The sequence below is a fragment of the Couchioplanes caeruleus genome (assembly GCF_003751945.1).
In the GTDB taxonomy this organism is placed as follows: Bacteria; Actinomycetota; Actinomycetes; order Mycobacteriales; family Micromonosporaceae; genus Actinoplanes; species Actinoplanes caeruleus.
In genome coordinates this window covers 6324317-6346276 of the sequence record NZ_RJKL01000001.1, presented here as the reverse complement: position 1 = coordinate 6346276, position 21960 = coordinate 6324317, and the positions used below count along the sequence as shown (strand labels likewise).

The following is a 21960-nucleotide window of genomic DNA, read 5'->3' as shown; positions in this document are numbered from 1 at the left end:
CCGGCCCGCTAGTCGTCGCCCTCCAGGTCGCCCTCGGTCTCCAGATAGACCTGCTGCAACGCGGCGAGCGTCTCCGGGTCGGGGGCCGCCCACAGCTTGCGGTCCGCGGCCTCCAGCAGGCGTTCCGTGATGCCGTGCAGCGCCCAAGGGTTCGACCGGGTCATGAACTTCTGGTTCTCCGGGTCGAGCACGTACGTCGCCGCAAGCTGCTCGTACATCCAGTCCGCGACCACGCCCGCGGTCGCGTCGTAGCCGAAGAGGTAGTCGACCGTCGCGGCCAGCTCGAAGGCTCCCTTGTAGCCGTGCCGGCGCATCGCGGCGATCCAGCGGGGGTTCACCACGCGGGCCCGGAAGACGCGGGCGGTCTCCTCGGTCAGGCTGCGGGTCCGTGCCGCGTCCGGGTTGGTGGAGTCGCCGATGTACGCGGCCGGCGCCCGCCCGGTCAGCGCCCGTACGGTGGCGATCATGCCGCCGTGGTACTGGAAGTAGTCGTCGGAGTCGGCGATGTCGTGCTCGCGGGTGTCGATGTTCTTCGCCGCCACCTCGATGCGCTTGTACGCGGTCTCCATGTCCGCGCGCGCCGCCACGCCATCCAGGTCCCGGCCGTAGGCGAAGCCGCCCCAGACCGCGTACACCTCGGCGAGGTCGGCGTCGCCCCGCCAGTTGCGGCTGTCGATCAGCGGGAGGATGCCGGCGCCGTACGCACCCGGCCGGGAGCCGAAGATGCGCGTGGTGGCCTGCCGCCAGGTCTTGCCCTCCTGGGCGTCGGCCAGCGCGTGTGCGCGCACGAAGTTCTGCTCCGGCGCCTCCACGAGGCCCGCGACCAACGTGAACGCGTCGTCGAGCAGGGTCACCACGTGCGGGAAGGCGTCCCGGAAGAAGCCCGAGATGCGCACGGTCACGTCGATGCGCGGGCGGCCCAGCTCGGCCAGGTCGACCGGCTCGATGCCGGTGACCCGCCGGGAGGCGGCGTCCCACACCGGGCGGACGCCGAGCAGAGCGAGGATCTCGGCGATGTCGTCGCCCGCGGTCCGCATGGCGCTGGTGCCCCAGGCGGACAGGCCGACCGACCGCGGCCAGTCGCCGTAGTCGTCGCGGTAGCGCTTGAGCAGCGACTCCGCCATCGCCTGGCCGGTCTCCCAGGCGAGCGCGCTGGGAATGGCCTTGGGATCGACGGAGTAGAAGTTGCGACCGGTCGGCAGCACGTTGATCAGCCCGCGCAGCGGCGAACCGCTGGGCCCGGCCGGCACGTACCCGCCGTCCAGGGCGTGCAGCACGTGGGTCAGCTCGTCGGTCGTCCGGGCGAGCCGCGGCACGACCTCCGTCGCCGCGAAGGCCAGCACGTCGCGCACCCGAGGATCGCCCGTGATGTCCGGAACCTCGGCGGGCCAGCCGGCCTCTTCCATCGCGGTCACGAGCTCCCGGGCCCGCGCCTCGACCGCGTCGGTCTCGGCGGTGGACGCGTCCTCCCGCAGCCCGAGCGCCTCGCGCAGGCCCGGCAGCGCGGCGACCTGACCGGCCCACATCTGGCGGGCGCGCAGCATGGCGAGCACCAGGTTGATCCGGGCCTCGCCGGTCGGCGCCGCGCCGAGCACGTGCAGGCCGTCGCGGATCTGCACGTCCTTGACCTCGCACAGCCATCCGTCGACGTGCAGCAGGAAGTCGTCGAACTCCTCGTCGCCGGGACGGTTCGCCAGGCCCAGGTCGTGGTCCATCCTGGCCGCCTGGATCAGGGTCCAGATCTGCGAGCGGATCGCCGGAAGCTTCGCCGGGTCCAGGGTCGCGATGTTCGCGTGCTCGTCGAGGAGCTGCTCCAGCCGGGCGATGTCACCGTACGACTCGGCGCGCGCCATCGGCGGGATCAGGTGGTCGACCAGGGTGGCGTGGGCCCGGCGCTTCGCCTGGGTGCCCTCGCCCGGGTCGTTGACCAGGAACGGGTAGATCAACGGCAGATCGCCCAGCGCGGCGTCGGTGCCGTCCGCGGCGGACATCCCGACGTTCTTGCCGGGCAGCCACTCGAGATTGCCGTGCTTGCCCACGTGTACGACCGCGTGCGCGCCGAACTCGTCGGCGAGCCACCGGTATGCGGCGAGGTAGTGGTGGCTCGGCGGCAGGTCGGGGTCGTGGTAGATCGCCACCGGATTGGCGCCGAAGCCGCGCGGCGGCTGCACCATGACCACGGTGTTCTCGTCGCGCAGCGCGGCGAGCACGATGTCGCCACCGTCCACGTAGAGCTCGCCGGGCGGCGGGCCCCAGTGTCGCTCCATCGACTCCCGCAGGTCGGTGTCGAGCGTGGCGAACCACGCGGCGTAGGCCTCGCCGCTGATCCGGACGGTGTTGCTCTCCAGTTGCTCCTCGGTCAGCCAGTCCGGGTCCTGCCCGCCGGCCGCGATCAGCGCGTGGATGAGCGCGTCGCCGTCCTGCTCGGCGACCCCGGGGAAGGCACCGATCCGGTAGCCGCGCTCACCGAGCGCGGCGAGTAGCCGTACGGTCGATGCGGGCGTGTCCAGCCCGACCGCGTTGCCAATCCGGGAGTGTTTGGTCGGGTACGCGGAGAGCATGACCACGATCCGGCGCTCGGCCGGCGGCACGTGCCGCAGCCGGGCGTGCGCGACCGCGATGCCGGCCACCCGCGCGGCCCGCTCCGGATCCGGCACGTACACCGACAGGCCGTCCGGGTCGATCTCCTTGAAGCTGAACGGGACGGTGATGATCCGGCCGTCGAACTCGGGGATGGCGACCTGCGTCGCGGCGTCCAGCGGGGACAGCCCGTCGTCGCTGGCCTCCCACGCCTCGCGGCTGCTGGTCAGGCAGAGCCCCTGCAGGATCGGCACGTCGAGGTCGGCGAGCACCCCGACGTCCCACGCCTCGTCGTCACCGCCGGCGGAGACCATGGCCGGCTTCGTGCCGCCTGCGGCGAGCACGGTCACGACCAGAGCGTCCGCCTTGCGCAACTCGGCCAGGAGCTCCGCCGATGCCGTACGCAAGGAGGCGGTGAAGATCGGAAGCGGCCGGCCACCCTTCGCCTCGACGGCCTGGCAGAGCGCCTCGACGAACGCCGTGTTGCCGGCCATGTGGTGGGCGCGGTAGTAGAGCACGGCGACCGTGGGCCCGTCTCCCTCTGCGTCGCGCTCGAGCACTCCCCAGTCGGGCGCAGGCACCGGCGCCGCGAAACCGTGGCCGGTCAGCAGGATGGTGTCCGACAGGAAGTCGTGCAGGGCGGCCAGGTTGTCCGGACCCCCGTACGCGAGGTAGCCGTGCGCCTCGGCGGCGACGCCGGCGGGCACGGTGGAGAGCTTCATCAGCTCGGCGTCCGGCGCCTGCTCGCCGCCGAGCACGACGACCGGAACCGGCCCGGCGAGCAGCGCGTCGAGCCCTTCCTCCCAGGCCCGGCGCCCGCCGAGGATCCGCACGACGATCAGCTCGACGCCCTCGGTCAGCGCCGGCAGGTCGGCGACGGCGATGCGTGCGGGGTTGCCCAGCCGCCATTCGCGGCCACTGGCCCGGGCGCTGAGCAGGTCGGTGTCGGACGTCGACAGCAGCAGAAACACGGCTCTCCCCTCAGGGTCCGCGCCCTGGGTCGAAGGAATGGACGGCGACCGGAGTTCCTGGCTCCCGGGCTCGAAACCCGGTGACAGTGGCGGGACCGCGCCGGACTCGCACCGGCTTCCTCCGCGGCGTCGCCGCACGTGGACTCCCACTCTGCCGACCCCGCCACCCGGAGTCAACGTGACACCGTGTGACGACCCCGACCGGCCCGCGTCGCGATCCACTGTGACGATCCCGACCGGCCCCGAGGATCTGTCACACCCGATCCGTAGTATCCGGGCCGTGTCCTTCCCCCTCGACCGTCCTGGCAACGTCGCCGGGGCGCCGCCCGGTGCTTCCGGCGCGCCAGGCGCTTCCCGTGCGCTCGGCGGCGCCCGTGCCGACTCGGATGCCTGTCCGGGGGCGCTGCGGCTGCACGATGCCGCCGACGGGCCACTGGCCCGGGTGCGTATCCCCGGCGGGCGGATCACCGGCATCCAGATGGCGGCGCTGCGGGCGCTGGCCGAGGAGTACGGCGACGGGCACGTCGAGCTGACCAGCCGGGCCAACCTGCAGCTCCGGGCGTTGCGCGGCATCGCTGCGACCCGGCTCGCGGAACGGTTCGCGGCGGCGGGCGTGCTGCCGTCGGCGACGCACGAGCTGGTCCGCAACATCGCGGGATCGCCGCTGCTGGAAGATGCGGCGCAGGTGACGGCGCTCGACGAGGCGCTCTGTGCGGATCCTGTCCTCGCCACCCTGCCGGGCCGGTTCCTGTTCGCGATCGACGACGGCACCGGTGACGTGGCCCACTCCGCCGACGTGGCGGCGCTGCCCAGGCAGGCACTTCCCGGGATGACCGTGCTCTTCGCCGGGCGTGATGTGGGTCTGCGGGTGCGCTCCGACCAGGTGGTCGGCGCGCTGCTGGCGGCGGGCCACGCGTTCCTCACCCTGGCGGCGCAGGACGTGGGCGCCGGACGGCGGCGACCCTGGCGCGTGCGTGAGCTGGCCGACGGGCCGGCCCGGATGGCGGCGCACATCGCGGCGGCGCTGGGGGTGCCCCTCGGCGAACCCGATCCCCACCTCACCCGGCCCGTGCTCCGGGAACCGATCGGCGTCGTTCCCCGGCCCGACGCTCGGGTGGCCGTCGGTGCGCTGGTGCCGCTCGGTCGGCTCGGCGGCGACGCGCTGCGCGCGCTGGAGTCCGCGGAGACGCTGGTCGTCACGCCGTGGCGTGGCGTCGTGGTGCCCGGCCTGCCCGCGGATCGCGCCGCGACGTGGATGCGTAAGCTCGCCGGGGCCGGGCTGGAGACCGCCGCCGGATCGCGGTGGACCGGGGTGACCTCGTGCGCCGGACTGCCGGGATGCGCGAAGGCGCTGGCGGACGTGCGCGCGGACGCCGACGCGACGACCCTGCCCGGCGCCGCGCTGCCGGTGCACTGGGTGGGCTGCGCCCGCGGGTGTGGGAGCCCGCAGGGACCGCATGTGCGGGTGGAGGCCACCGGCAGCGGATATCTGGTGCACCGCGCACCGGTCAACGATTTCACGGCGGACGGCTCGGTGCCGGTCGCTGAGGTTGCGGCGCTGGTCGCGGCCGTGAGGAAGGGCTGAGATGGAGTACGTGCGCGACGGCGCGGAGATCTATCGGCGGTCGTTCGCGACCATCCGGGCCGAGGCGGACCTGTCGCGGCTCCCGGCCGACGTCGCGCGGGTCGCCGTCCGCATGATCCATGCGTGCGGAATGGTCGACCTGGTCGACGACATCGGGCACAGCCCGGGGGTCGTGACGGCCGCGCGCAAGGCGTTGCTCGACGGCGCCCCGATCCTCTGCGACGCCGAGATGGTGGCCTCCGGGGTGACCCGCAAGCGCCTGCCCGCCGGCAACGAGGTCGTCTGCACGCTGCGAGATCCGGCCGTACCGGCGTTGGCCGCCGCGATCGGCAACACCCGCAGCGCCGCCGCCCTCGACCTGTGGGGCGACCGGCTCGGCGGGGCCGTGGTGGCGATCGGCAACGCGCCGACCGCGCTGTTCCGGTTGTTGGAGATGGTGGCCGCGGGTGCGCCCCGGCCCGCCGCGGTGCTGGGCATTCCGGTCGGGTTCATCGGCGCCGCCGAGTCGAAGGACGCCCTGGCCGAGTCGGGACTGGAATATCTCATCGTCCGGGGCCGGCGGGGTGGCAGCGCGATGACGGCGGCGGCGGTCAACGCCCTCGCCTCGGAGGAGGAGTGACGGTGGCGGGTCGGTTGTACGGCGTGGGGCTCGGCCCGGGCGACCCGGAGCTGGTGACCGTCAAGGCGGCACGGCTCATCGGGACGGCGGACGTGATCGCGTACCACGCGGCCCGGCACGGACGCTCGCACGCGCGGGCGATCGCGGCGGCCTACCTGCGCGAGGGACAGATCGAGGAGCCGCTGATCTATCCGGTCACCACGGAGACCACCGACCACCCGGGCGGTTACCAGGGCGCGATCGACGAGTTCTACGCCGCGAGCGCCGAACGGCTCGCGGCGCACCTCGACGCCGGGCGTGACGTCGTGGTGCTGGCCGAGGGTGACCCGTTCTTCTACGGCTCGTACATGCACATGCACAAGCGGCTCGCGCACCGCTACGAGGCCGCGGTGGTGCCCGGTGTGACATCGGTGAGCGCCGCATCGGCGGTGCTCGGCCGGCCCCTGATGGAACGCGACGAGACCTTGACCGTCCTGCCCGGCACGCTGCCGCCGGCCGAGCTCGCGGCGAAGCTGGCCGGCACCGGCTCCGCCGCCATCATGAAACTGGGCCGCACCTTCGCGGGCGTCCGCGACGCACTGGAGCAGGCCGGGCGCCTCGACGACGCCTGGTACGTCGAGCGGGCCACCACCGAGCAGGAGCGCCGCGGCCGGCTGGCGGACGTCGACCCGGACACGGTGCCGTACTTCTCCCTGGCCCTGCTGCCCAGCGTCGCCGCCACGGCCTTCACCGCCGGCACAGCAGCCGAGGTCACCCCCGCCCCCGAGGCGGAAGCCGCCTCCGACACCCTCACCGCGGCCCATGCCCCCACCGTGGCGGACGCCCTCACCAGGACCGACGCCCACACCGCGGCGGACTTCGCCGGGGCGGGCGTCGAGGGCCGGGGCGGGCGGGTCACGGTCGTCGGGCTCGGGCCCGGGGCGCGCGAGTGGCTCACGCCGGAGGCGCAGGCCGCGCTCGCCGAGGCGGACGACGTGGTCGGTTACGGCCCCTATGTGGCGCGGGTTCCGGTGAATCCGCGGCAGCGGCGGCATGCGTCGGACAACCGGGTCGAGGCGGAGCGGGCCGCGTTCGCCCTCGATCTGGCGAAGCGCGGGCGCCGGGTGGCGGTCGTGTCCTCCGGGGATCCCGGCGTGTTCGCGATGGCGGCGGCGGTGCTGGAGGTCAGCGAAGACCCGCAGTGGAAGGACGTGCCGGTCCGAGTCGTCCCGGGGCTCACCGCGGCGCAGGCCGTCGCAAGCCGGGCGGGCGCGCCGCTGGGCCACGACTTCTGCATCATGTCGCTGTCGGACCGGCTGAAGCCGTGGGAGATCATCGCCGCCCGTCTGGCCGCGGCGGCGAGCGCCGACCTGGTGATCGCCCTCTACAACCCGGCGTCGCAGAGCCGCAAGGAGCAGTTGGTGCGAGCACGGGACCTGCTGCTCGAGCACCGATCCCCGCAGACGCCGGTGGTGGTCGGCCGCGACGTGGGTGGTCCGCAGGAGACGGTGCGCACCACCACGCTCGGGGAGCTGGACCCGGCGACGATCGACATGCGCTGCCTGCTGATCATCGGCTCCAGCCAGACCCGGATGCTGAGCCGCGGCGACGGTTCCACCCAGGTCCTCACCCCCCGCAGCTATCCCCGCTGAGCGAACGCGGCGCGGCTATCCCCGCTGAGCGAGCCAGGTCACGGCGGCGTCGACGGTCGCGGCGGTCGGCACGCCGGCGGGCAGGGGCGGCCGGTCGACCATCACCACCGGCAGCCGCAGCGCGCGGGCGGCGTCGAGCTTGGCGGCGCTCCCACCGCTGTCCTTGGTCACGAGCACGTCGATGCGGTGCTGCCGCAGCAGGTCGCGCTCCGCGTCCACGGTGAAGGGCCCCCGGGCGAGCAGCACCTCGAGGCGCCGCGGCATCGGCGGTTCGGGCCGCTCGACCGATCGGGACAGCAACCAGCACCCGTCCAGCCCGGCGAACGCGGCGATGCTCTGCCGTCCGGTGGTCAGGAAGACCCGCTCGCCGAGGCCGGGCACGAGCGCCGCGGCGGCGGATAGATCGGGCACGCGGTGCCAGACGTCGCCCGGGCGCGAGCTCCAGCCCGGACGGCGCAATACCAGCAGCGGCACCCCGGCCTGGGCGGTCGCCGCCGCCGCGTGCGCGGTCATGGTCGCGGCGAACGGATGGGTCGCATCCACCACGGCGTCGATCCGCTCCTCGTGCAGGTAGCGGACGAGACCGTCGACCCCGCCGAAGCCGCCGGTGCGCACCTCTCCGGCAGGCAGCAGCGGCCGGGACGTCCGCCCGGCCAGCGAGCTGATCACGGGTACGCGCGCGGCGAGCGCCCGGCCCTCGGTGGTGCCACCGAGCACCAGCACCCGCGGGCCGGGCCCGGTCAGGTCCGGCATCGATCCGTCGAGTAGAGATGGCTGTCCGGGAACTGTGACGCGGTGAGCGCCGCGCCGACCACGATGACGGCCGTGCGCTTGACACCCGCGTCGATCACCTGCGCCGCGATGTCGGCCAGCGTGCCGCGCAGGACGACCTCGTCGTCCCGGCTGGCCCGGGCCACCACCGCGACCGGGCACTCGCGGCCGTAGTTCGGCACGAGCTCGGCAACCACCGCTTGAATCCGCTGGACGGCGAGGTGCAGCACCATGGTGGCGCGGCTGGCGCCCAGGGTGGCGAGATCCTCCCCCGGCGGCATCGCGGTCGCGCGTTCCGCCGTACGGGTCAGGATCACCGTCTGCGCCACCTCGGGCACGGTCAGCTCTCGACTCAGCGAGGCGGCCGCCGCGGCGAAGGCGGGCACGCCCGGGGTCACGTCGTAGGGCACGCCCGCGGCGTCGAGCCGGCGCATCTGCTCGGCCACCGCGCTGAAGACCGACGGGTCGCCGGAATGCAGCCGGGCCACATCCTGACCGGCCTTGGTGGCCTCGACCATCTCGGCGACGATCTCGTCCAGGTCGAGGTTCGCGGTGTCGACCAGCCGCGCGCCCGGCGGGCACGATTCGAGCAGTTCGCGCGGGACGAGGCTGCCCGCGTACAGGCAGACGGGCGCGGCGGCGATCAGCCGCTGTCCGCGTACGGTGATCAGGTCCGCGGCGCCGGGCCCCGCGCCGATGAAGTGCACCGTCACGGCTTGACCACCGACCAGATCGTCACCGGCATCATCGATCTCCATCCTGTGAAACCGCCGACCGGCGAGGCCCGGCTCACCGCGACCCGGGTGAGCTCCCCGCCGAGCTTGGCGTACCAGGCGGCCAGCACCGCCTCCGACTCCAGCGTGACCGCGTTCGCGACCAGCCGCCCGCCACCGGGCAACGCCGCCCACGCGGCCTCCACCACGCCGTCGCGCGTCAGGCCGCCACCGATGAAGACCACGTCGGGCGCGGGCAGCCCGGCGAGGGCGCCGGGTGCGCGGCCGGCCACCACCTCGAGCTTGGGTACGCCCAGAGCGACCGCGTTCGCCTCGACGCGCGCGGCCCGCTCGGGCGACGATTCGACCGCGACGGCCCGGCAGGCGCGATGGCTGCGCATCCACTCGATCGCGATGCTGCCCGACCCGGCGCCGATGTCCCAGAGCAGTTCGCCCGGCTGGGGCCCCAGCACCGCCAGCGTCACCGCGCGCACCTCACGCTTGGTGAGTTGACCGTCACTGTCGTAGGCGTCGTCGGGCAGTCCGGGGGTGAGCGGCATCCGGGCACCGCCCCGGCCGCACTCGACCGCCACCACGTTGAGCGGGTCGAGCCCGGTCAGGTCGACGGTCGCCGCCGGCCCGCGGACGCTCGCCTCGTCCTCGCCGCCCAGGCGGGAGAGGACGGTCACGGTGCTGTCGCCGTACCCGCGGCTCGTCAGCAGTGCGGCGACCTCCGCCGGGGTCGAGGCGTCCCGGCTCAGCACCAGAATCCGGCGGCCCGGATGCACCAGTGGGTGCAGCTCCTCGACCCGCGCGGTGACCAGGCTGAGCACGTCGACATCCGCGAGCGGCCAGCCCAGCCGGGCGGCCGCGAACGAGACCGACGACGGGTGCGGGACGACCCGCACCTGCTCGGCGTGGCGTCGCAGGGTGGCGCCGATGCCGTGGAACATCGGGTCGCCGCTGGCCAGCACCGCGACGCGGCGGCCCCGGTGCGCCTCGAGCAGGCCCGGCAGGGCGGGGAGCAGCGGCGACGGCCAGGCCACGCGCTCGCCCACGACCTCCGGCGGCAGCAGGGCGAGCTGGCGGTCGCTGCCGAGGATCACGTCGGCGGCGGTCAGCGCGGCGGTGGCCGTACCCGTCAGACCGGCCCAGCCGTCGGCGCCGATGCCGACCACGGTGAGTCCGGCGGGGTTGTCATTCACGCCGGTGACGTTAGCCGGTCGAGTTTCCCGGCTCTTCGCTGAGCCTTCTCCCGCCGTCCCCACGCTAGCCGGACGAGGTTTTTTGGCCCCACGTTGAGCCTTCTCCCGGCGTCCCCGCGCTAGCCGGACGAGTTTTTTGGCCCCACGTTGAGCCTTCGCCCGCCGCCCCGCGTAGTACCCGTCGACGGCCTGCGCAGACAGGGCCGTCCTGTGGGCCGCCGGGGGGCGGCCCGGCGACGGATGACGACTGCCGGGCGGGTGAGAACCGATGGCGCGACCAGGGCCGACGATGTTCCAGACCTTCGAGGACCAGCGCCCCGTCCGGGACTTCTGGGAGCAGCCGGACCTCAACGAGGGCGTGCCGCGTGGCGACATCCTCGTCGAGGCGCCCGAAGACCCGACCGGTTGGCAGGGCTCCGGCCCGGCGATCGTCACCGACGACCGCCCGCCGGCCGAGGCGACCTCCGGCAACCGGTTGCTCACGGTGCTGCTGTTCTTCGCCGGCCTGGCCACCAGCGTCGCGCTGTGGCTCTTCGAGACCGAGGCCGGCGCCATCCAGGACACCGCCGCGCTGATGATGGCGGTGGGCCGCATCACCGGCCTGGTGGGCGGATACGTCCTTTTCATCCAGCTCCTGATGATGAGCCGGGTCTCGTTCCTCGAGGACTGGGTGGGCGCCCGCGATCTGCTGCGCTGGCACCGCTGGCTCGGCACCTCCCTGGTCGTGCTGGTCGGCGCGCACGTCGTGTTCATCGTGTACGGCTACGCGATGACCGCCGAGACCGGCGTCGTCGACCAGGGCTGGACGATGATCACGACGTTCCCGGACATGATCGGCGCCACGGTCGCCACGGGCCTGCTGGTCTTCATCAGCCTCATCTCGATCCGCCAGTTGCGGAGCAAGATGCCGTACGAGCTGTGGCACCTGATCCACCTGAGCGCGTACCTCGTGCTGCTGCTCGGGTACGGCCACCAGGTCGCGATGGGCGCCAACCTCGGCGGCGACTTCGCCGACGTCTTCTGGCCGGCGCTCGGCGCCCTGGTGATCGCGGCCCTGGTCTGGGGCCGCCTCGTCGAGCCGGTCTGGCTGAACGTGCGGCACCGCTTCGAGGTGGCCGAGGTGGTCACCGAGGGCACCAACACGTTCTCGATCTACATCGACGGTAAGAACCTGGACAAGCTGCCCGCGCAGGCGGGCCAGTTCATGCGCTGGCGCTTCTTCACCGGCAACGGCTGGTGGCAGTCCCACCCGTTCTCGCTCTCCGCGGCACCCAACTCGCAGTGGCTGCGCCTGACGGTGACGGCGGTCGGCGGGCACACCGCCAAGCTGGCCGAGATGGAGCCGGGCACGAAGGTGTGGGCGGAGGGACCGTTCGGCACGTTCACCGCGCAGCGCCGTACCCGCCGCCGCGCCCTGCTCATCGCCGGCGGCAGCGGCATCGCCCCGATCCGCGCCCTGCTGGAGGACATGCCGCCGGACACGATCGTGATCTACCGCGCCAGCCGTCCGGACGAACTGGTCTTCCGCGAGGAGCTGGAGGACCTGGCGGAACGCCGCGACGCGTGGGTGCGCTACATCGTCGGCTCCCGCAATGACCCCGGCCCGCGCCGGCTGTTCACGGCGAACGGTCTGCTCGGTCTGGTGCCGGATGTCAACCGGCGGGACGTGTATCTGTGCGGGCCGCCCGGTCTGGTGAACGCCGCGGTACAGACGCTGCGGGAGCTGGAGGTCCCCGACAGTCAGCTACATCTGGACCCCTTCGAGTTCTGAACCGTCCGGCCCTCGTTTTCGTGTCGTCCTCGAGCACCGTTCCCTGTCCCCTCGATTTGTGAGCCTCGGGAGTTTTCATGCGACGCAGCACCGCAGCAGCCGTAGGAACGTTGACCGGCGCCGCCCTGATCGTGGGCGTCCGGCTGAGCGTCGCCGCGCCGGCCGCACCGGTAGCCGCCCCGCCCGCTGTCGACCTGACCGGTTCGGGGCAGGACGCCTCCACCCCGAGCAAGAAGCCGGGCAACAAGAAGCCCTCCGACTCTGAGGATTCGGAAGGCTCGAACGAAGACTCGTCGGAAGGCGCCGCCGGAGGCAGCGGCTTGAAGGACGGCGTCTTCAAGGGCGCGGCCGCCAAGAACCCCTACGGCACCGTCCAGGTCTCCATCAAGATCGAAGACGGCAAGATCACGGCAGCGGACGCCACCTACCCGACAACCGCGGACAGCGCCACCATCAACCCGCCGGCGGTCCAAGCCCTGAACCAGTCGACGGTCGAGGCCCAGAACGCGGAGGTCGACGCGGTGTCCGGCGCCACCTTCACCAGCGAGTCGTACGCCAAGTCGCTCCAGGCTGCCATCGACCAGGCAAACGCGTAGAGTCCCGCACCATGCACCCGGCCGCCGACCCCGCGCACTACGACTTCAGCGGGATGCCGCCCCTCGGCCGCACGGGAAAGCACGTTCCCGCCTCGACGGGCCGCCCTGCCTCCACGTCCGATTCCCCGGGGCGCGCCGTTCGGTCCGTGCACCATGCCGAACATGTCATGGGCACCGTCGTGAGCATCGATCTCGCCGACGATCTGCCCGCCGCCACCCTTACCGCGATGATCGACGACGTGTGCGCGTGGCTCCACGAGGTGGACCGCCGCTTCAGCACGTACCGTGACGACAGCGAGGTAAGCCGGCTGCGCCGCCGCGAGATCGAAGTGGCGGACTGCTCATCCGACCTGCGCCACGTCCTGGAGGCCTGCGCCGACCTGTGGCGGGCGACGGACGGCTACTTCGACGCGTATGCCGGAGGCCCGCTCGACCCGTCCGGCTACGTCAAGGGCTGGTCCGTGGAGGTCGCCTCGGCCCGCCTGGCGAAGGCGGGCTCGACCAACCACTGCGTCAACGCAGGCGGCGACATCCGCGCCCGAGGACTGTCGGCCACGGGCAAGCCCTGGCGCGTCGGCATCCGCCACCCGTGGGAGGGCGACAAACTGAGCTGGGTGCTCGCACTCACCGACTGCGCGGTGGCGACCTCCGGCACTTACGAACGCGGCGACCACGTCTTCAACCCCCGCACCGGAGGCCCGGCACGCGGGCTGCGCTCGGTCACGGTCGTCGGCCCGGACCTCGCCCTGGCCGACGCCTACGCAACCGCGGCACTGGCCATGGGCGAACCGGGACTCGCCTGGCTCGCGAAGCTCGCCCCCGACGGCTACGAGTCGGCCGTGGTGACCGACGACGGCCGAGCTTTCAGCTCCGCCGGCCTACCGGCCGCCGTCTAATCCCAAGCTGCCGCCCCGCCGTCCGCCGCCCCGCCGTCCGCCGCCCCGCCGTCCGCCGCCTCCCCGGCCATCCGCCGCCTTGCCTGCGCCCTCCGCCCCGGCCAGCTCGCCCCGGCAGTTCCCCTCCCCAGCGCAGCCTCGTCAGAAGTCGGCGAACAGATAGGGCATCTTCTTAGGGAAGAGTGCGCTCAACGCCTCCACCGCGGGCGTCTCCACCTGGCCGAAGCCGCGTGTCATGACCTCGACCGGGTCGAGGACGCCGTATGCCAGCGCCGAGATGCCGGGGCACGTCAACGTGGCCTGTGGCTCGTCCTTGGTCTCCTCCACGGTCAGCGTTCCCGCGTCGGCGCTGATGCGGTAGCGGCCGGCGAGCAGCTCGTCGTCGACGACCTCGACGCTCACGTCGCGTTCGGCTCCGGCGTGCAGCCCGTTCAGGGCGTCGATCGACAGCAGTCGCACCATCGGGCCGCACTTGCCGGGGAACTGCACCCGTCCCTCGGTCCGCACGGCGAGGTCGGTGTCCCACAGCTCCGGAATCTCGTCCGAGCCGATCGTGAGCACGATCTGCGTCACCTGGTCCACGTGCCGGGCGAGGAACTGCAGCAGCAGGGCACGTCCCAGCGGCCCCGTGGTCAGCAGGTCGTCCGCGACCAGATCGCCGCCGTACTGGTCGATCCGATACGTCACGGCGCCGACCACCTCGCCGTCGACGCGCGCGATCGCCACCCACAGGGGCGGGCTCTCGCGGAATTCGGCGGTGCGCGTCTCGTCGTACACGGAGAAGCCGTGCCTTTCCCGCAGCAGGCGCAGTGTCAAGGCGTTGAACTCGTCGAAGCCCTCGGAAAGGCGAAATCGCTCGACCTCGCCAGGAAGATCGGCGCGGAGCAGATGCGACAGCCCCTCCGGCGCGAAGGTGGCGGTCCGCACTCGCGGCACACCCACGTAGCCGAGCCTGCCGTAGAACGACGGCCGGAAGGGGTAAAGCGCACTTACGGCGCAGCCCTGCTCGCGCATCTGACCCATGAGCCGCACCATGAGCTGCCGCACGAACCCGCGGCGGCGCGCGGACGGATGCGTCGAGACGGAGGCGACCCCGGCCATGTCGTGCACGACGCCGCGTACGTTCTGCCGCATCGGGAACGCCGCGACGCCGGCGAGGGTCTGCCCGTCCTCCTCGGCGATGAGGCTCGTGACGGTGCGGTAGTAGACCATGCGCCGGGCGTAGGTCTCCCGCTCGGCGTCGCCCCAGGGCGAGGACCCGAACGCGTACGCCTGCAGGGGGAACATCGTGTCGGTGCGCTCGCCGGCCGTGATCTGTCGGATCTCCATGGCCCCATCCAACCCGGGATGGGCGTACGGGCGCTCGCCGGTTTTGCAGCCTGTGGATAAACCGCGCCCGGAGTTCGAGGGCTGGACCGCCGGACGGCCCTCACGGCGAGGGCCACCTCGCCCGCCCGCGCGTTCGCGTCCTCCCGCAGCCCGCGGTTGACCTGCGGAGCTCCCGAAACGCGACGCGCCGGGGGACCCCGGTTTGGCAAGGCCCGGGGCGACCGGCTAATGTTTCATCCGTCGCCGGGGGAACCCGGAAGGACAAGCGGACGTAGCGCAGCTGGTAGCGCATCACCTTGCCAAGGTGAGGGTCGCGGGTTCGAATCCCGTCGTCCGCTCGGAGAGGCCGCCACAGGTTACGTGCGGGGCCGGCTCGGTGGAGTGGCCGAGAGGCGAGGCAACGGCCTGCAAAGCCGTGTACACGGGTTCAAATCCCGTCTCCACCTCGGCATTTGATCGAGGGCGATTGGCGCAGCGGGAGCGCGCTTCCTTGACACGGAAGAGGTCACTGGTTCGATCCCAGTATCGCCCACCAGCAATAACAGCAGGTCAGAGCGGGTTTCGCCCTCACGGCGCGGAGCCCGTTTCTCGTTGAGCGAGGCCGCTGGGAGAAATTTGGGAGAAGATCTTGGCGCCCTCACCGGGCTCCCTCCGCCAGGAGTCGGTCGAGCACGGCGACCGGTGATCTCGGGCTGAGCTCGCGTCGAGCCTGCAGCGCGGCCTCCCATATGGCGGTCAGCCCGTCCAGGAGCCGCTGGATCATTTCCGGCGTGATGTGCGAATACAGCGCCTGCACCGACCCATCCTCATGGCCCATTTGCGCGTCCATCAGCGTGGCCGGCGTGCCAAGCTCGATCATCAGCGTCTTGTACGTGTGACGAAGCCCGTGCGGTGTCAACCCGGCAGCGAGCGGCGTCCAGCACGCGTCGGCCTTGGCCGCCGCCCCCCGCCCCCGGACCGGCACGCCGGGGCACGGGTCGGCGAGGATCGGCACCGGGCTGACCGGCCGGGGAGCCTTGGCGGGGTATCGGCCGGTGGCCGCCGGCTGGAACAGCCAGGTGGCGAAGCCGTTGCGCCGCCAGTGCGCGGCGAGCTGCCCGGCGGGCCGGCCGCGCACGTAGCCGAGCTCCTGCGCGGCGGCCAGCACCCGAGCCACGGTCGTCTCCGCCACCACGGGCTTGCCGCTGAGCACCGCAGAGGCGGTGCCGACTGCAACCTCCGCACGGCGTGCGACATCGACCAGCCGCGGCCCGGGGGGTGCCGCTTTGCTCTTGGTCGCCCGGTGTCCGCGGAACACGTAGCGCAGGCCATGACAAGGACAGGGCGCGGGGCGTGCCCCGCCGAGATGGTCGGTCAGAAGCTGGATGGTCCACTCGGGAGTGGAAACCGTGCGCCGGGATCCGTCTTTCGGAGGACAGCGCACAAAGATTCCGTTATCCAATTCGTAGAGCTGCCACTCGACACGGACCGCCGTCGCCCGCACGTACTGAGGTTCGAGCCCCACGAGCTCGCCCCAACGAATACCCGTGAAGCCCAGGGTCGCGACGGCCACGAACTCGTCGTCCCGGCCCGAGAGAAGAGCGGCGCGCTCGGCGATCAGCAGGACACCCAGCGCGGTGGTGATGGTCTTCTCGGCTCCCCGATGCCGGGCCCGGCCGGTGCGCTTGCCCCGTCCCTTGCGCCGTGCCGCGACGTTGGCCTCCAAGAGCTCATCGTCCACCGCATCGGCAAGGACGAGATGCAGCAAATCGCGCCATGAGCGGATGCTGGACTCGGCGTAACCAGCCGCACGTTCCCGCTTCTCCCACTTCGCGACCTCATCGCGGGTGATGTCCGCGAGTTGCATCTCGCCGAATACTGGCAATAGGTGCTCCTCCAGCCGACGGCGATAGTTCTGCATAGTCGAGGCAGCCAGATCCTGACGTGCATACCAGGGATCGGCGTACTGACTGAAGGTCCACTGGCCCACGGGCTTGGCGCGTGGCCGGCCAGCCCGGACCTCAGCCTCCTTCTCGTTGGCCGCCTGCTCGGCCATCCGGCGGGTACGGAACTTCACGACCGCACCGGTCTCATCCATGACCGTCGGATAGACGCCCGGCTGAGCCTTGTACCGGGCACGCCAATAGTCGCCGCGCTTCTCGGCGAATCCCATGTCTGATCTCCTCTCAGGCTGCCACGTCGGTCGGCGCCAACCCGCGCAGGCGGCGCGGCACCCGAGCTCGCAGGCCCGCGGTAGGCGTCTCGACCGGCGGGACCGCGCCTCGCTGCGGCCGAATGGGCGGAGCTTCCTCGGCTGGCAGCACCTCGCACAGCCGAAGGATCGCGGCGTAGTGCTCGGTGGTGAATCGGTGGCCCCCTGCGACCTCGCAGTGGGGGAAGCGACGTCGGCGCACCTGTTCCTGCACCCACCACGTCGAACAGCGCAACGCCTCTGCCACCTCAGCGGGTGTGTAGAGGCGAGGCAGTCCGCTCGGCGTGCCGGTCATGGCGCCCGTTGTCTCCTCCGGTTTCGCGTCAAGGCGTGCTTGACGGTTGGCGGCCGTTCACGCGGCCAGGGTGGTCAGGGTTTGCCGGGCGGCTTCGGCGTGTTCTCGGGCCAGTGCGGCGGAGGTGTTGGCGAGCATGGCGTCGGCGGGTGTCTGCCATCCGGCGCCGACGAAGGTGAGGAAGTTGACGACCAGCGTCGTCGGCTCCGTGACCGGTTCAGCCCGTTCGGGGCCGCCGGTCTGGGTGCGGCGGAAGGTGATGCGTTCGTCGCGGAGCAGGGCGAAGGTGATCGAGTAGCGGCGGCTCTTGGTGAGGAAGTGGCCGCCGAAGCCGAGCATGTGCGCCCACCGGCGCAGCTTCAGGTACGGGCTCGCCGGTGGCCCGGCCGGGGTACGGCGGGCCGTGTCGGCGGCGGCGACCTGCTCCGCGGCGCAGGTGGGACACATCCGGTAACGGGTGCAGCCGCCGCAGTCCGGGTCGCTGCGTAGGGTGCCGAACGGCTCGGCCGGCGCAGGTTCGGCCCGCCGCTTGCGGCCCAGTGGGGCGGGTGGTTCGGGGTTGGTGCGGAAGCTGCCGAGCCGCCAGCAGGCGGCGATGAGCCGTTGCGGGTGGGTACCGTCCGGGTCGGCATACAGCTCGATGGTCTCCTCGGTGAGCCGGTTCGAGGTGTGCCCGGTGACCTCGGTCGACTTGGTGGCGTACTTCGCCAGATAGGCGGCGACCTGCTGGTGGGTCACTTCACCGTCGGCGCCGTCGGTGATCACCTTGGTGAGGATCTGGTCGCCCCAGCTGATTGGCCACCCGGTCGGGTTGGCCGGGTGCGGCGTGGTGGTGAATGCGACGGCCGCGACGGCGTGGTCGACGGCGGCGACCAGGTCGTGCGCGGTGAAGCCGGTTGGGGGCGCGACGATGGTGTCCGGCCGGTCGGGGTCGTTGCCGTCGAGCCGGACCACGCAGTGCAGGTGGATGGCGGCGCGGCGTTGCATCTCGGCGGCCTTGCCGAACTCGAGCCGGACCGGGCTGACCCACCGGGTCCGAGCCTTGCCGGTCTTGTCGTAGGTCACCACAGGCCGGTCCGGGATGCCGCGCTGGTGGGCGATCCGGCGGATGTAGCGGTTGGCGGTAATGCTGGTACGCCGCCACAACTCGGCCGCGTGCAGGTTCCAGACGGCCTGCGCGTCATAGTCGTAGCAGTCCAGACACAGCGGGCTGCCCAGGCAGCGGTCGTCGGTGGCGTGCCGGGCGAAGCAGACCAGCTTCACGCCGTGCGGGCAGACGGCGAAGTCACGGCGGGCATGGCACGGTTCTGGGCGGCAGTCACAATCCAGGCGCCGCAGGCAGGAGTGCCGCTTGACCCTGCGGGCGTGGACCTCGCCGAACGACGGGGCGGTGAAGGTGGGGAACACCGCCGGGTGCACGGCCACGTCCTCGGTGACGCCCTTGCCGCCGACGAGCCCGGCCCGCACGATCTGGTACGCGTCGCGTTTGTAGCGTTCGGAACAGGCCGGGCAGACCGACTCGCGGCGGTTCCCGCACGGCTTGTAGATGACCCCGTCCGGCAGGTCCGCAGTGTGTCGTTCGGACAACACCCGCCCGGTGGCGACCTCTACCGTGGCCATCGACCCGGCGAGCCGGACCGGGCGGGTACAGGCCGCCGCAGTCTTGACGTGGGACAGCCAGGCCTCGTAGTCGGAGCGGGCGGCGCGAGCGACGGCCTGTAGACGCAGGTCGGTGGAGCGCCGCCACCAGGCAGGGATGCTCGGGTGCGTGTCCGGCTCGGCGCAGGGGGCCGTACCCGAAACGGGTGCTTCGGGTACGACGCTCAACGTGGAGACGGTCACCGGGCCGCCTTGCTCGGGCGGTTGCCGTTGACGGTCGAAATCTCGGTGGTGGGGCTGTTGGGGCCGAGGTCGAGCACGGCCAGGGCCTGGGTCGCTTGCTCGGAGTTCACGCGCAGGCGGGCGGCGAGCTGCCCGGCTTTGATCGGAACACCGTGTTCGGTGCGGTACTGCTCGGCGATCTCGCGGGCCTTGACCAGCAGGGCCGGGTCGACGGCGTACGGCAGGGCAAGCTGTGCGGGCTCCGGCTCGGTGACAGGAAGGTCGGTGGCGGGAGCGGCCAGCGGCTTCGCCGTGGTCGTCTGCTCGGTCGTGCGGGGTCGCGGCTTCGAGGCGCCAGCAGCCGGCCGTACGGCGGTCGGTCGCAGCGGGATGCTCATCGGGCTTACGGTGACCCGGGCGGCAACCTGTGCCGGGGTCGGCACGATATCGGTCCGGGAAGCCGTCACGGATTCCGGCGTCGCTGCCGGTGGCGTGGGCGGCTTCGGGTCGGCCGCCGGTTGCGGCGCGGTGATGCGCGGCGCCGGGTCGGCGGTCGGGGTCGGGGCCGGGATCCGAACGAGGTTCGGGACGGCCGGGACGGATACGGATGCGGTGTGCGTGTGGGTGACGGTGGCCAGCAGAGCACCAGCCGACATGACCATCAGCCCGTCGACAGCGAGCGGGCCGAGCACACACACGACAGGCTCTTCGCCGTAGAAGTCGAGCAGCCCGGACAGGTGCCGGTACGACACCAGCGCAGCCACGACGGCGACAGGCAGCATGCCCGCCCAGCGCAGCAGTTGCCAGACATGCCCGAACGGCCAGGCGACCCGGGTCAGGATCTCGGTGGTCACGAACAACGCGACCGGCCAGAACACGGCACCGATCACGGCACCGAGGTTCGGGCTCCACCCGTCGGTCGCACTCGCAGGTGGGACGTAGGAGTGGGCGATGTTCGCCGCGATCGACACCGTGCCACCGAGGGCGGCACCGATGTAGGCCCAGCCGCGGCCGGTAATGGTCATGATGACCGTGTCCGGCGTCGGTCGGCCAGGTCGTTACGCAGCAGGGTGAACCCGACGATCATCGGGTTGCTGAGGTGGTGCGTGGTGCGGGCCCACTCCTGGACGTCCTTGACCTCGTCCATGGTGGTGATCCGCCGGGAGAGGTGGACCTCGATCTGCATGGTGCGCAGGCCCCGCGGTTCCATCGACATGATGGCGACGAAGTAGTGGAACGGCCGAGCCGGATCGCTCTGCCCGGTCGTCTGGGAGTGGTTGGTGCTGGTGTGGGAGTGGTGGTTGGTCATGGCGCTGGGTCCTTTCCAGAGAGGTCGAACAGTGCTGCGGGTCGGTCCGGAATCAGCGCGGTGAAGACCGCCTGCCGGACCGCCGTTGCCCGAGGGGATCGGGGCTTGGTGGTGAGCAGGTCGGCGAACTGGACAGGGGACAGTCGTGCCACCGCGTCGTCGTCTTCGTGGCGGCGCCGGCGCAGGATCGGCCGGACGGTGGCGGTGGTGGGGCAATCACTAACCCCGTCGGGGTAGCGGTAGCCGCAGCCCGGACACACGCTGGCGGCCGGACTACCGGGGTGATGGTCGACGAACACCTGCACCAGGGTCGCCACGCTGACGCCCAGACCGGTCTCCAAGAGCCGGCGGTCCAGGGCGCCGCGGTCGGTTCGGTCGCCGTAGCGCATCTGCGCGGCCTGCTTGGACACGCCAAGCCGGTCGGCGATCTCGGACCACGAGTAGGAATACGGAGCCATACGCAGCCCGGCCACGGCCAGGCGGGTCACCGCGTCGACCTCGCTCGACAACTGGGCAAGTGAGCGCAGCGCCTCGACGTCGCCTGCGGCGACGCGGCGGGCATAGGCCCGCAGAATCCGGCGCACGAACGCGTCGAACTCGGCGTTCTCCACCGCACGCTTCGACCGCTTACGCGGTTTCGGCGTCAAGGCAGGCTTGACGGTGTTCTTGTCCATCAGGCCTCGCCGCCGTCGGCCGAGCAGAACGCGCAGCCGTCGGTGTTGCCGTCACTACAGCGCGCGCAGATCGCAGCCTCAGCGCAGAAGCACCCGGCCTGACACGCCGGACAGTCGGACAGCGCACCCGGCTGGTGCGGGTAGTGGATGTGCTCAACCTGTTGCGGCTTGTCAGCCGTCTCGGCCCAAATGCCGCAGGGCGTGAGCAGCTGCGCCAGCGCAGCCATGTCGGCGTTGCGAGCGTCGATGACGCGCAGGGCGTCGATGAGTTCCTCGGCGGGGCGGGCCGCGGCCTTGCGCAGTTGGTCCGTGACCATTGCGACGGTGCGGCCCTGGGCGTCGTTGAACTCGTACGCTTGCGAGCCGTCCTCGACCAGCAGATAGCGGTCCAGGTGCAGCACGGCCTCTTCGAAGTCGAGGAAGCCGGGATCGTCGAAATGCTGCGCCGGGGCTTCGACCGGGAAGCCATAGCAGGCCATACCGATCGCCCCGACCATGCACGCCGCAGGCGTGAACGACGCGGCAGTGCTGTCGTAGTAGGCGCCCTGGATCCAGCCGTGCCGCTCCAGATACAGCGCTGCGGAGCGCAGCACCGACGCAGCGGTACCGGGAGCCTCCGCGGTGTCGGCCAGGGCTTGCAGCCCGGCGTCGGTGACAACGTAGCCGTCCTCGGAGCTGGCCTGCCGGTGGCACCAGGCGGTGAAGCCGTCGGCGGTGGGCACCCGATCGTGGTCGAGTTCGTTCTCCGCGTAGTACTCGGCTGCGGCCTCGGACTCTCGCAGGTCGAAGAACCTACGATCGATCGCCGTTTCGGGCTTGCCGTCGAAACGGCGGGTGGGTGCAGGGCAGGCTCCGCCCTGGGGTTGGGTAGCGTGCATGATGCTGGCTCCTCTCCAACGGGATGGGTCAGTGCTTGAGGGCCAGCGGCACCGGATCTGCTTTCGTAGGGCCGTTTCCGGTGTCGCTGGCTTGCGTGAGTAGGGACAGAGACAGGTTCGGTGGC

General features: G+C 71.9%; 17 protein-coding genes, 3 tRNA genes and 1 riboswitch. Of the genes, 9 read left to right on the top strand and 11 right to left on the bottom strand.

Going from position 1 to position 21960, the window contains the following annotated elements:
• Nucleotides 1-8: 8 nt before the first annotated feature.
• A complete protein-coding gene (cobN, locus tag EDD30_RS28560) occupies nt 9-3551 on the bottom strand; it encodes a cobaltochelatase subunit CobN (protein ID WP_071804841.1) in 3543 nt (1180 codons plus the stop codon).
• 51 nt (nt 3552-3602) lie between these two features.
• A riboswitch (cobalamin riboswitch) is annotated at nt 3603-3673 on the bottom strand.
• Nucleotides 3674-3831: 158 nt separating this feature from the next.
• Between cobN and EDD30_RS28555 the strand changes: the two genes are divergently transcribed.
• From EDD30_RS28555 to EDD30_RS28545, 3 genes are read left to right on the top strand one after another with little or no spacing between them, the layout of a single operon-like run.
• On the top strand, nt 3832-5136 hold the full coding sequence (locus tag EDD30_RS28555; RefSeq protein ID WP_244945432.1) for a nitrite/sulfite reductase: 1305 nt from the start codon (nt 3832-3834) through the stop codon (nt 5134-5136).
• A gap of 1 nt (nt 5137) precedes the next feature.
• Nucleotides 5138-5755: a precorrin-8X methylmutase gene (locus EDD30_RS28550; protein WP_071804840.1), complete on the top strand. Its 618-nt coding sequence runs from the start codon at nt 5138-5140 to the stop codon at nt 5753-5755.
• A gap of 2 nt (nt 5756-5757) precedes the next feature.
• Complete coding sequence (locus EDD30_RS28545) at nt 5758-7386, top strand: precorrin-2 C(20)-methyltransferase (protein WP_071804839.1); 1629 nt, start codon at nt 5758-5760, stop codon at nt 7384-7386.
• Nucleotides 7387-7401: 15 nt separating this feature from the next.
• Here EDD30_RS28545 and EDD30_RS28540 read toward each other — a convergent pair whose 3' ends face one another.
• The 3 genes from EDD30_RS28540 to cbiE are packed head-to-tail and all read right to left on the bottom strand — an operon-like array spanning nt 7402 to nt 10075.
• Nucleotides 7402-8139: a cobalt-precorrin-6A reductase gene (locus tag EDD30_RS28540; RefSeq protein WP_071804838.1), complete on the bottom strand. Its 738-nt coding sequence runs from the start codon at nt 8137-8139 to the stop codon at nt 7402-7404.
• Nucleotides 8127-8915, bottom strand: a complete 789-nt coding sequence (gene cobM / locus EDD30_RS28535; protein WP_244945431.1) for a precorrin-4 C(11)-methyltransferase — start codon at nt 8913-8915, stop codon at nt 8127-8129. The genes EDD30_RS28540 and cobM overlap by 13 nt, the downstream gene beginning before the upstream one ends.
• A complete protein-coding gene (gene cbiE, locus EDD30_RS28530) occupies nt 8867-10075 on the bottom strand; it encodes a precorrin-6y C5,15-methyltransferase (decarboxylating) subunit CbiE (protein ID WP_244945430.1) in 1209 nt (402 codons plus the stop codon). The genes cobM and cbiE overlap by 49 nt, the downstream gene beginning before the upstream one ends.
• A 268-nt stretch (nt 10076-10343) precedes the next feature.
• On the opposite strand from cbiE, the gene EDD30_RS28525 reads away from it, so the two are divergent.
• The 3 genes from EDD30_RS28525 (at nt 10344) to EDD30_RS28515 (ending at nt 13338) form a co-directional block, all read left to right on the top strand.
• On the top strand, nt 10344-11846 hold the full coding sequence (locus EDD30_RS28525; protein ID WP_084556776.1) for a ferredoxin reductase family protein: 1503 nt from the start codon (nt 10344-10346) through the stop codon (nt 11844-11846).
• 77 nt (nt 11847-11923) lie between these two features.
• Entirely contained in the window at nt 11924-12442 is a 519-nt protein-coding gene (locus EDD30_RS28520; protein WP_071807523.1) for an FMN-binding protein, read from the top strand.
• A gap of 167 nt (nt 12443-12609) precedes the next feature.
• Nucleotides 12610-13338, top strand: a complete 729-nt coding sequence (locus EDD30_RS28515; protein WP_071807524.1) for an FAD:protein FMN transferase — start codon at nt 12610-12612, stop codon at nt 13336-13338.
• Nucleotides 13339-13479: 141 nt separating this feature from the next.
• Here EDD30_RS28515 and EDD30_RS28510 read toward each other — a convergent pair whose 3' ends face one another.
• Nucleotides 13480-14667, bottom strand: coding sequence for a GNAT family N-acetyltransferase (locus EDD30_RS28510; protein WP_071807525.1), 1188 nt, complete (start codon nt 14665-14667; stop codon nt 13480-13482).
• Nucleotides 14668-14932: 265 nt separating this feature from the next.
• On the opposite strand from EDD30_RS28510, the gene EDD30_RS28505 reads away from it, so the two are divergent.
• The 3 genes from EDD30_RS28505 (at nt 14933) to EDD30_RS28495 (ending at nt 15202) form a co-directional block, all read left to right on the top strand.
• Nucleotides 14933-15005 (top strand) — tRNA-Gly (locus EDD30_RS28505).
• Nucleotides 15006-15042: 37 nt separating this feature from the next.
• Nucleotides 15043-15113: transfer RNA gene (locus tag EDD30_RS28500), tRNA-Cys, on the top strand.
• A 14-nt stretch (nt 15114-15127) separates the two neighbouring features.
• A tRNA-Val gene (locus tag EDD30_RS28495) sits at nt 15128-15202 on the top strand.
• A 102-nt stretch (nt 15203-15304) separates the two neighbouring features.
• Here EDD30_RS28495 and EDD30_RS28490 read toward each other — a convergent pair.
• The 6 genes from EDD30_RS28490 to EDD30_RS28460 all read right to left on the bottom strand — a co-directional run bounded on the left by EDD30_RS28490 (nt 15305) and on the right by EDD30_RS28460 (nt 21835).
• Nucleotides 15305-16819, bottom strand: coding sequence for a tyrosine-type recombinase/integrase (locus EDD30_RS28490; protein WP_071807526.1), 1515 nt, complete (start codon nt 16817-16819; stop codon nt 15305-15307).
• 391 nt (nt 16820-17210) lie between these two features.
• On the bottom strand, nt 17211-18995 hold the full coding sequence (locus EDD30_RS28480; RefSeq protein WP_071807528.1) for a replication initiator: 1785 nt from the start codon (nt 18993-18995) through the stop codon (nt 17211-17213).
• Nucleotides 18992-19999 carry a hypothetical protein gene (locus tag EDD30_RS38465; RefSeq protein WP_071807529.1) on the bottom strand — a complete coding sequence of 336 codons (1008 nt, stop codon included), beginning with the start codon at nt 19997-19999 and terminating at the stop codon, nt 18992-18994. The genes EDD30_RS28480 and EDD30_RS38465 overlap by 4 nt, the downstream gene beginning before the upstream one ends.
• Nucleotides 19996-20283 (bottom strand): hypothetical protein, encoded by a 288-nt coding sequence (locus tag EDD30_RS28470; RefSeq protein ID WP_071807530.1) that lies wholly within the window; start codon nt 20281-20283, stop codon nt 19996-19998. The genes EDD30_RS38465 and EDD30_RS28470 overlap by 4 nt, the downstream gene beginning before the upstream one ends.
• Nucleotides 20280-20957: a hypothetical protein gene (locus EDD30_RS41820; protein ID WP_071807531.1), complete on the bottom strand. Its 678-nt coding sequence runs from the start codon at nt 20955-20957 to the stop codon at nt 20280-20282. Before EDD30_RS41820 ends, EDD30_RS28470 begins: the two co-directional genes overlap by 4 nt.
• Entirely contained in the window at nt 20957-21835 is an 879-nt protein-coding gene (locus tag EDD30_RS28460; protein WP_071807532.1) for a DUF6197 family protein, read from the bottom strand. Before EDD30_RS28460 ends, EDD30_RS41820 begins: the two co-directional genes overlap by 1 nt.
• Nucleotides 21836-21960 lie beyond the last annotated feature (125 nt).

What these genes read in the sequence shown, in the direction of transcription:
- EDD30_RS28550 (WP_071804840.1), top strand. Translation starts at nt 5,138, where the DNA reads ATGGAGTACGTGCGCGACGGCGCGGAGATCTATCGGCGGTCGTTCGCG.
- EDD30_RS28540 (WP_071804838.1), bottom strand. Translation starts at nt 8,139, where the DNA reads ATGCCGGACCTGACCGGGCCCGGCCCGCGGGTGCTGGTGCTCGGTGGC.
- cobM (WP_244945431.1), bottom strand. Translation starts at nt 8,915, where the DNA reads ATGGAGATCGATGATGCCGGTGACGATCTGGTCGGTGGTCAAGCCGTG.
- EDD30_RS28525 (WP_084556776.1), top strand. Translation starts at nt 10,344, where the DNA reads ATGGCGCGACCAGGGCCGACGATGTTCCAGACCTTCGAGGACCAGCGC.
- EDD30_RS28520 (WP_071807523.1), top strand. Translation starts at nt 11,924, where the DNA reads ATGCGACGCAGCACCGCAGCAGCCGTAGGAACGTTGACCGGCGCCGCC.
- EDD30_RS28515 (WP_071807524.1), top strand. Translation starts at nt 12,610, where the DNA reads ATGGGCACCGTCGTGAGCATCGATCTCGCCGACGATCTGCCCGCCGCC.
- EDD30_RS28510 (WP_071807525.1), bottom strand. Translation starts at nt 14,667, where the DNA reads ATGGAGATCCGACAGATCACGGCCGGCGAGCGCACCGACACGATGTTC.
- EDD30_RS28490 (WP_071807526.1), bottom strand. Translation starts at nt 16,819, where the DNA reads ATGGGATTCGCCGAGAAGCGCGGCGACTATTGGCGTGCCCGGTACAAG.
- EDD30_RS38465 (WP_071807529.1), bottom strand. Translation starts at nt 19,999, where the DNA reads ATGACCATTACCGGCCGCGGCTGGGCCTACATCGGTGCCGCCCTCGGT.
- EDD30_RS28470 (WP_071807530.1), bottom strand. Translation starts at nt 20,283, where the DNA reads ATGACCAACCACCACTCCCACACCAGCACCAACCACTCCCAGACGACC.
- EDD30_RS41820 (WP_071807531.1), bottom strand. Translation starts at nt 20,957, where the DNA reads ATGGACAAGAACACCGTCAAGCCTGCCTTGACGCCGAAACCGCGTAAG.
- EDD30_RS28460 (WP_071807532.1), bottom strand. Translation starts at nt 21,835, where the DNA reads ATGCACGCTACCCAACCCCAGGGCGGAGCCTGCCCTGCACCCACCCGC.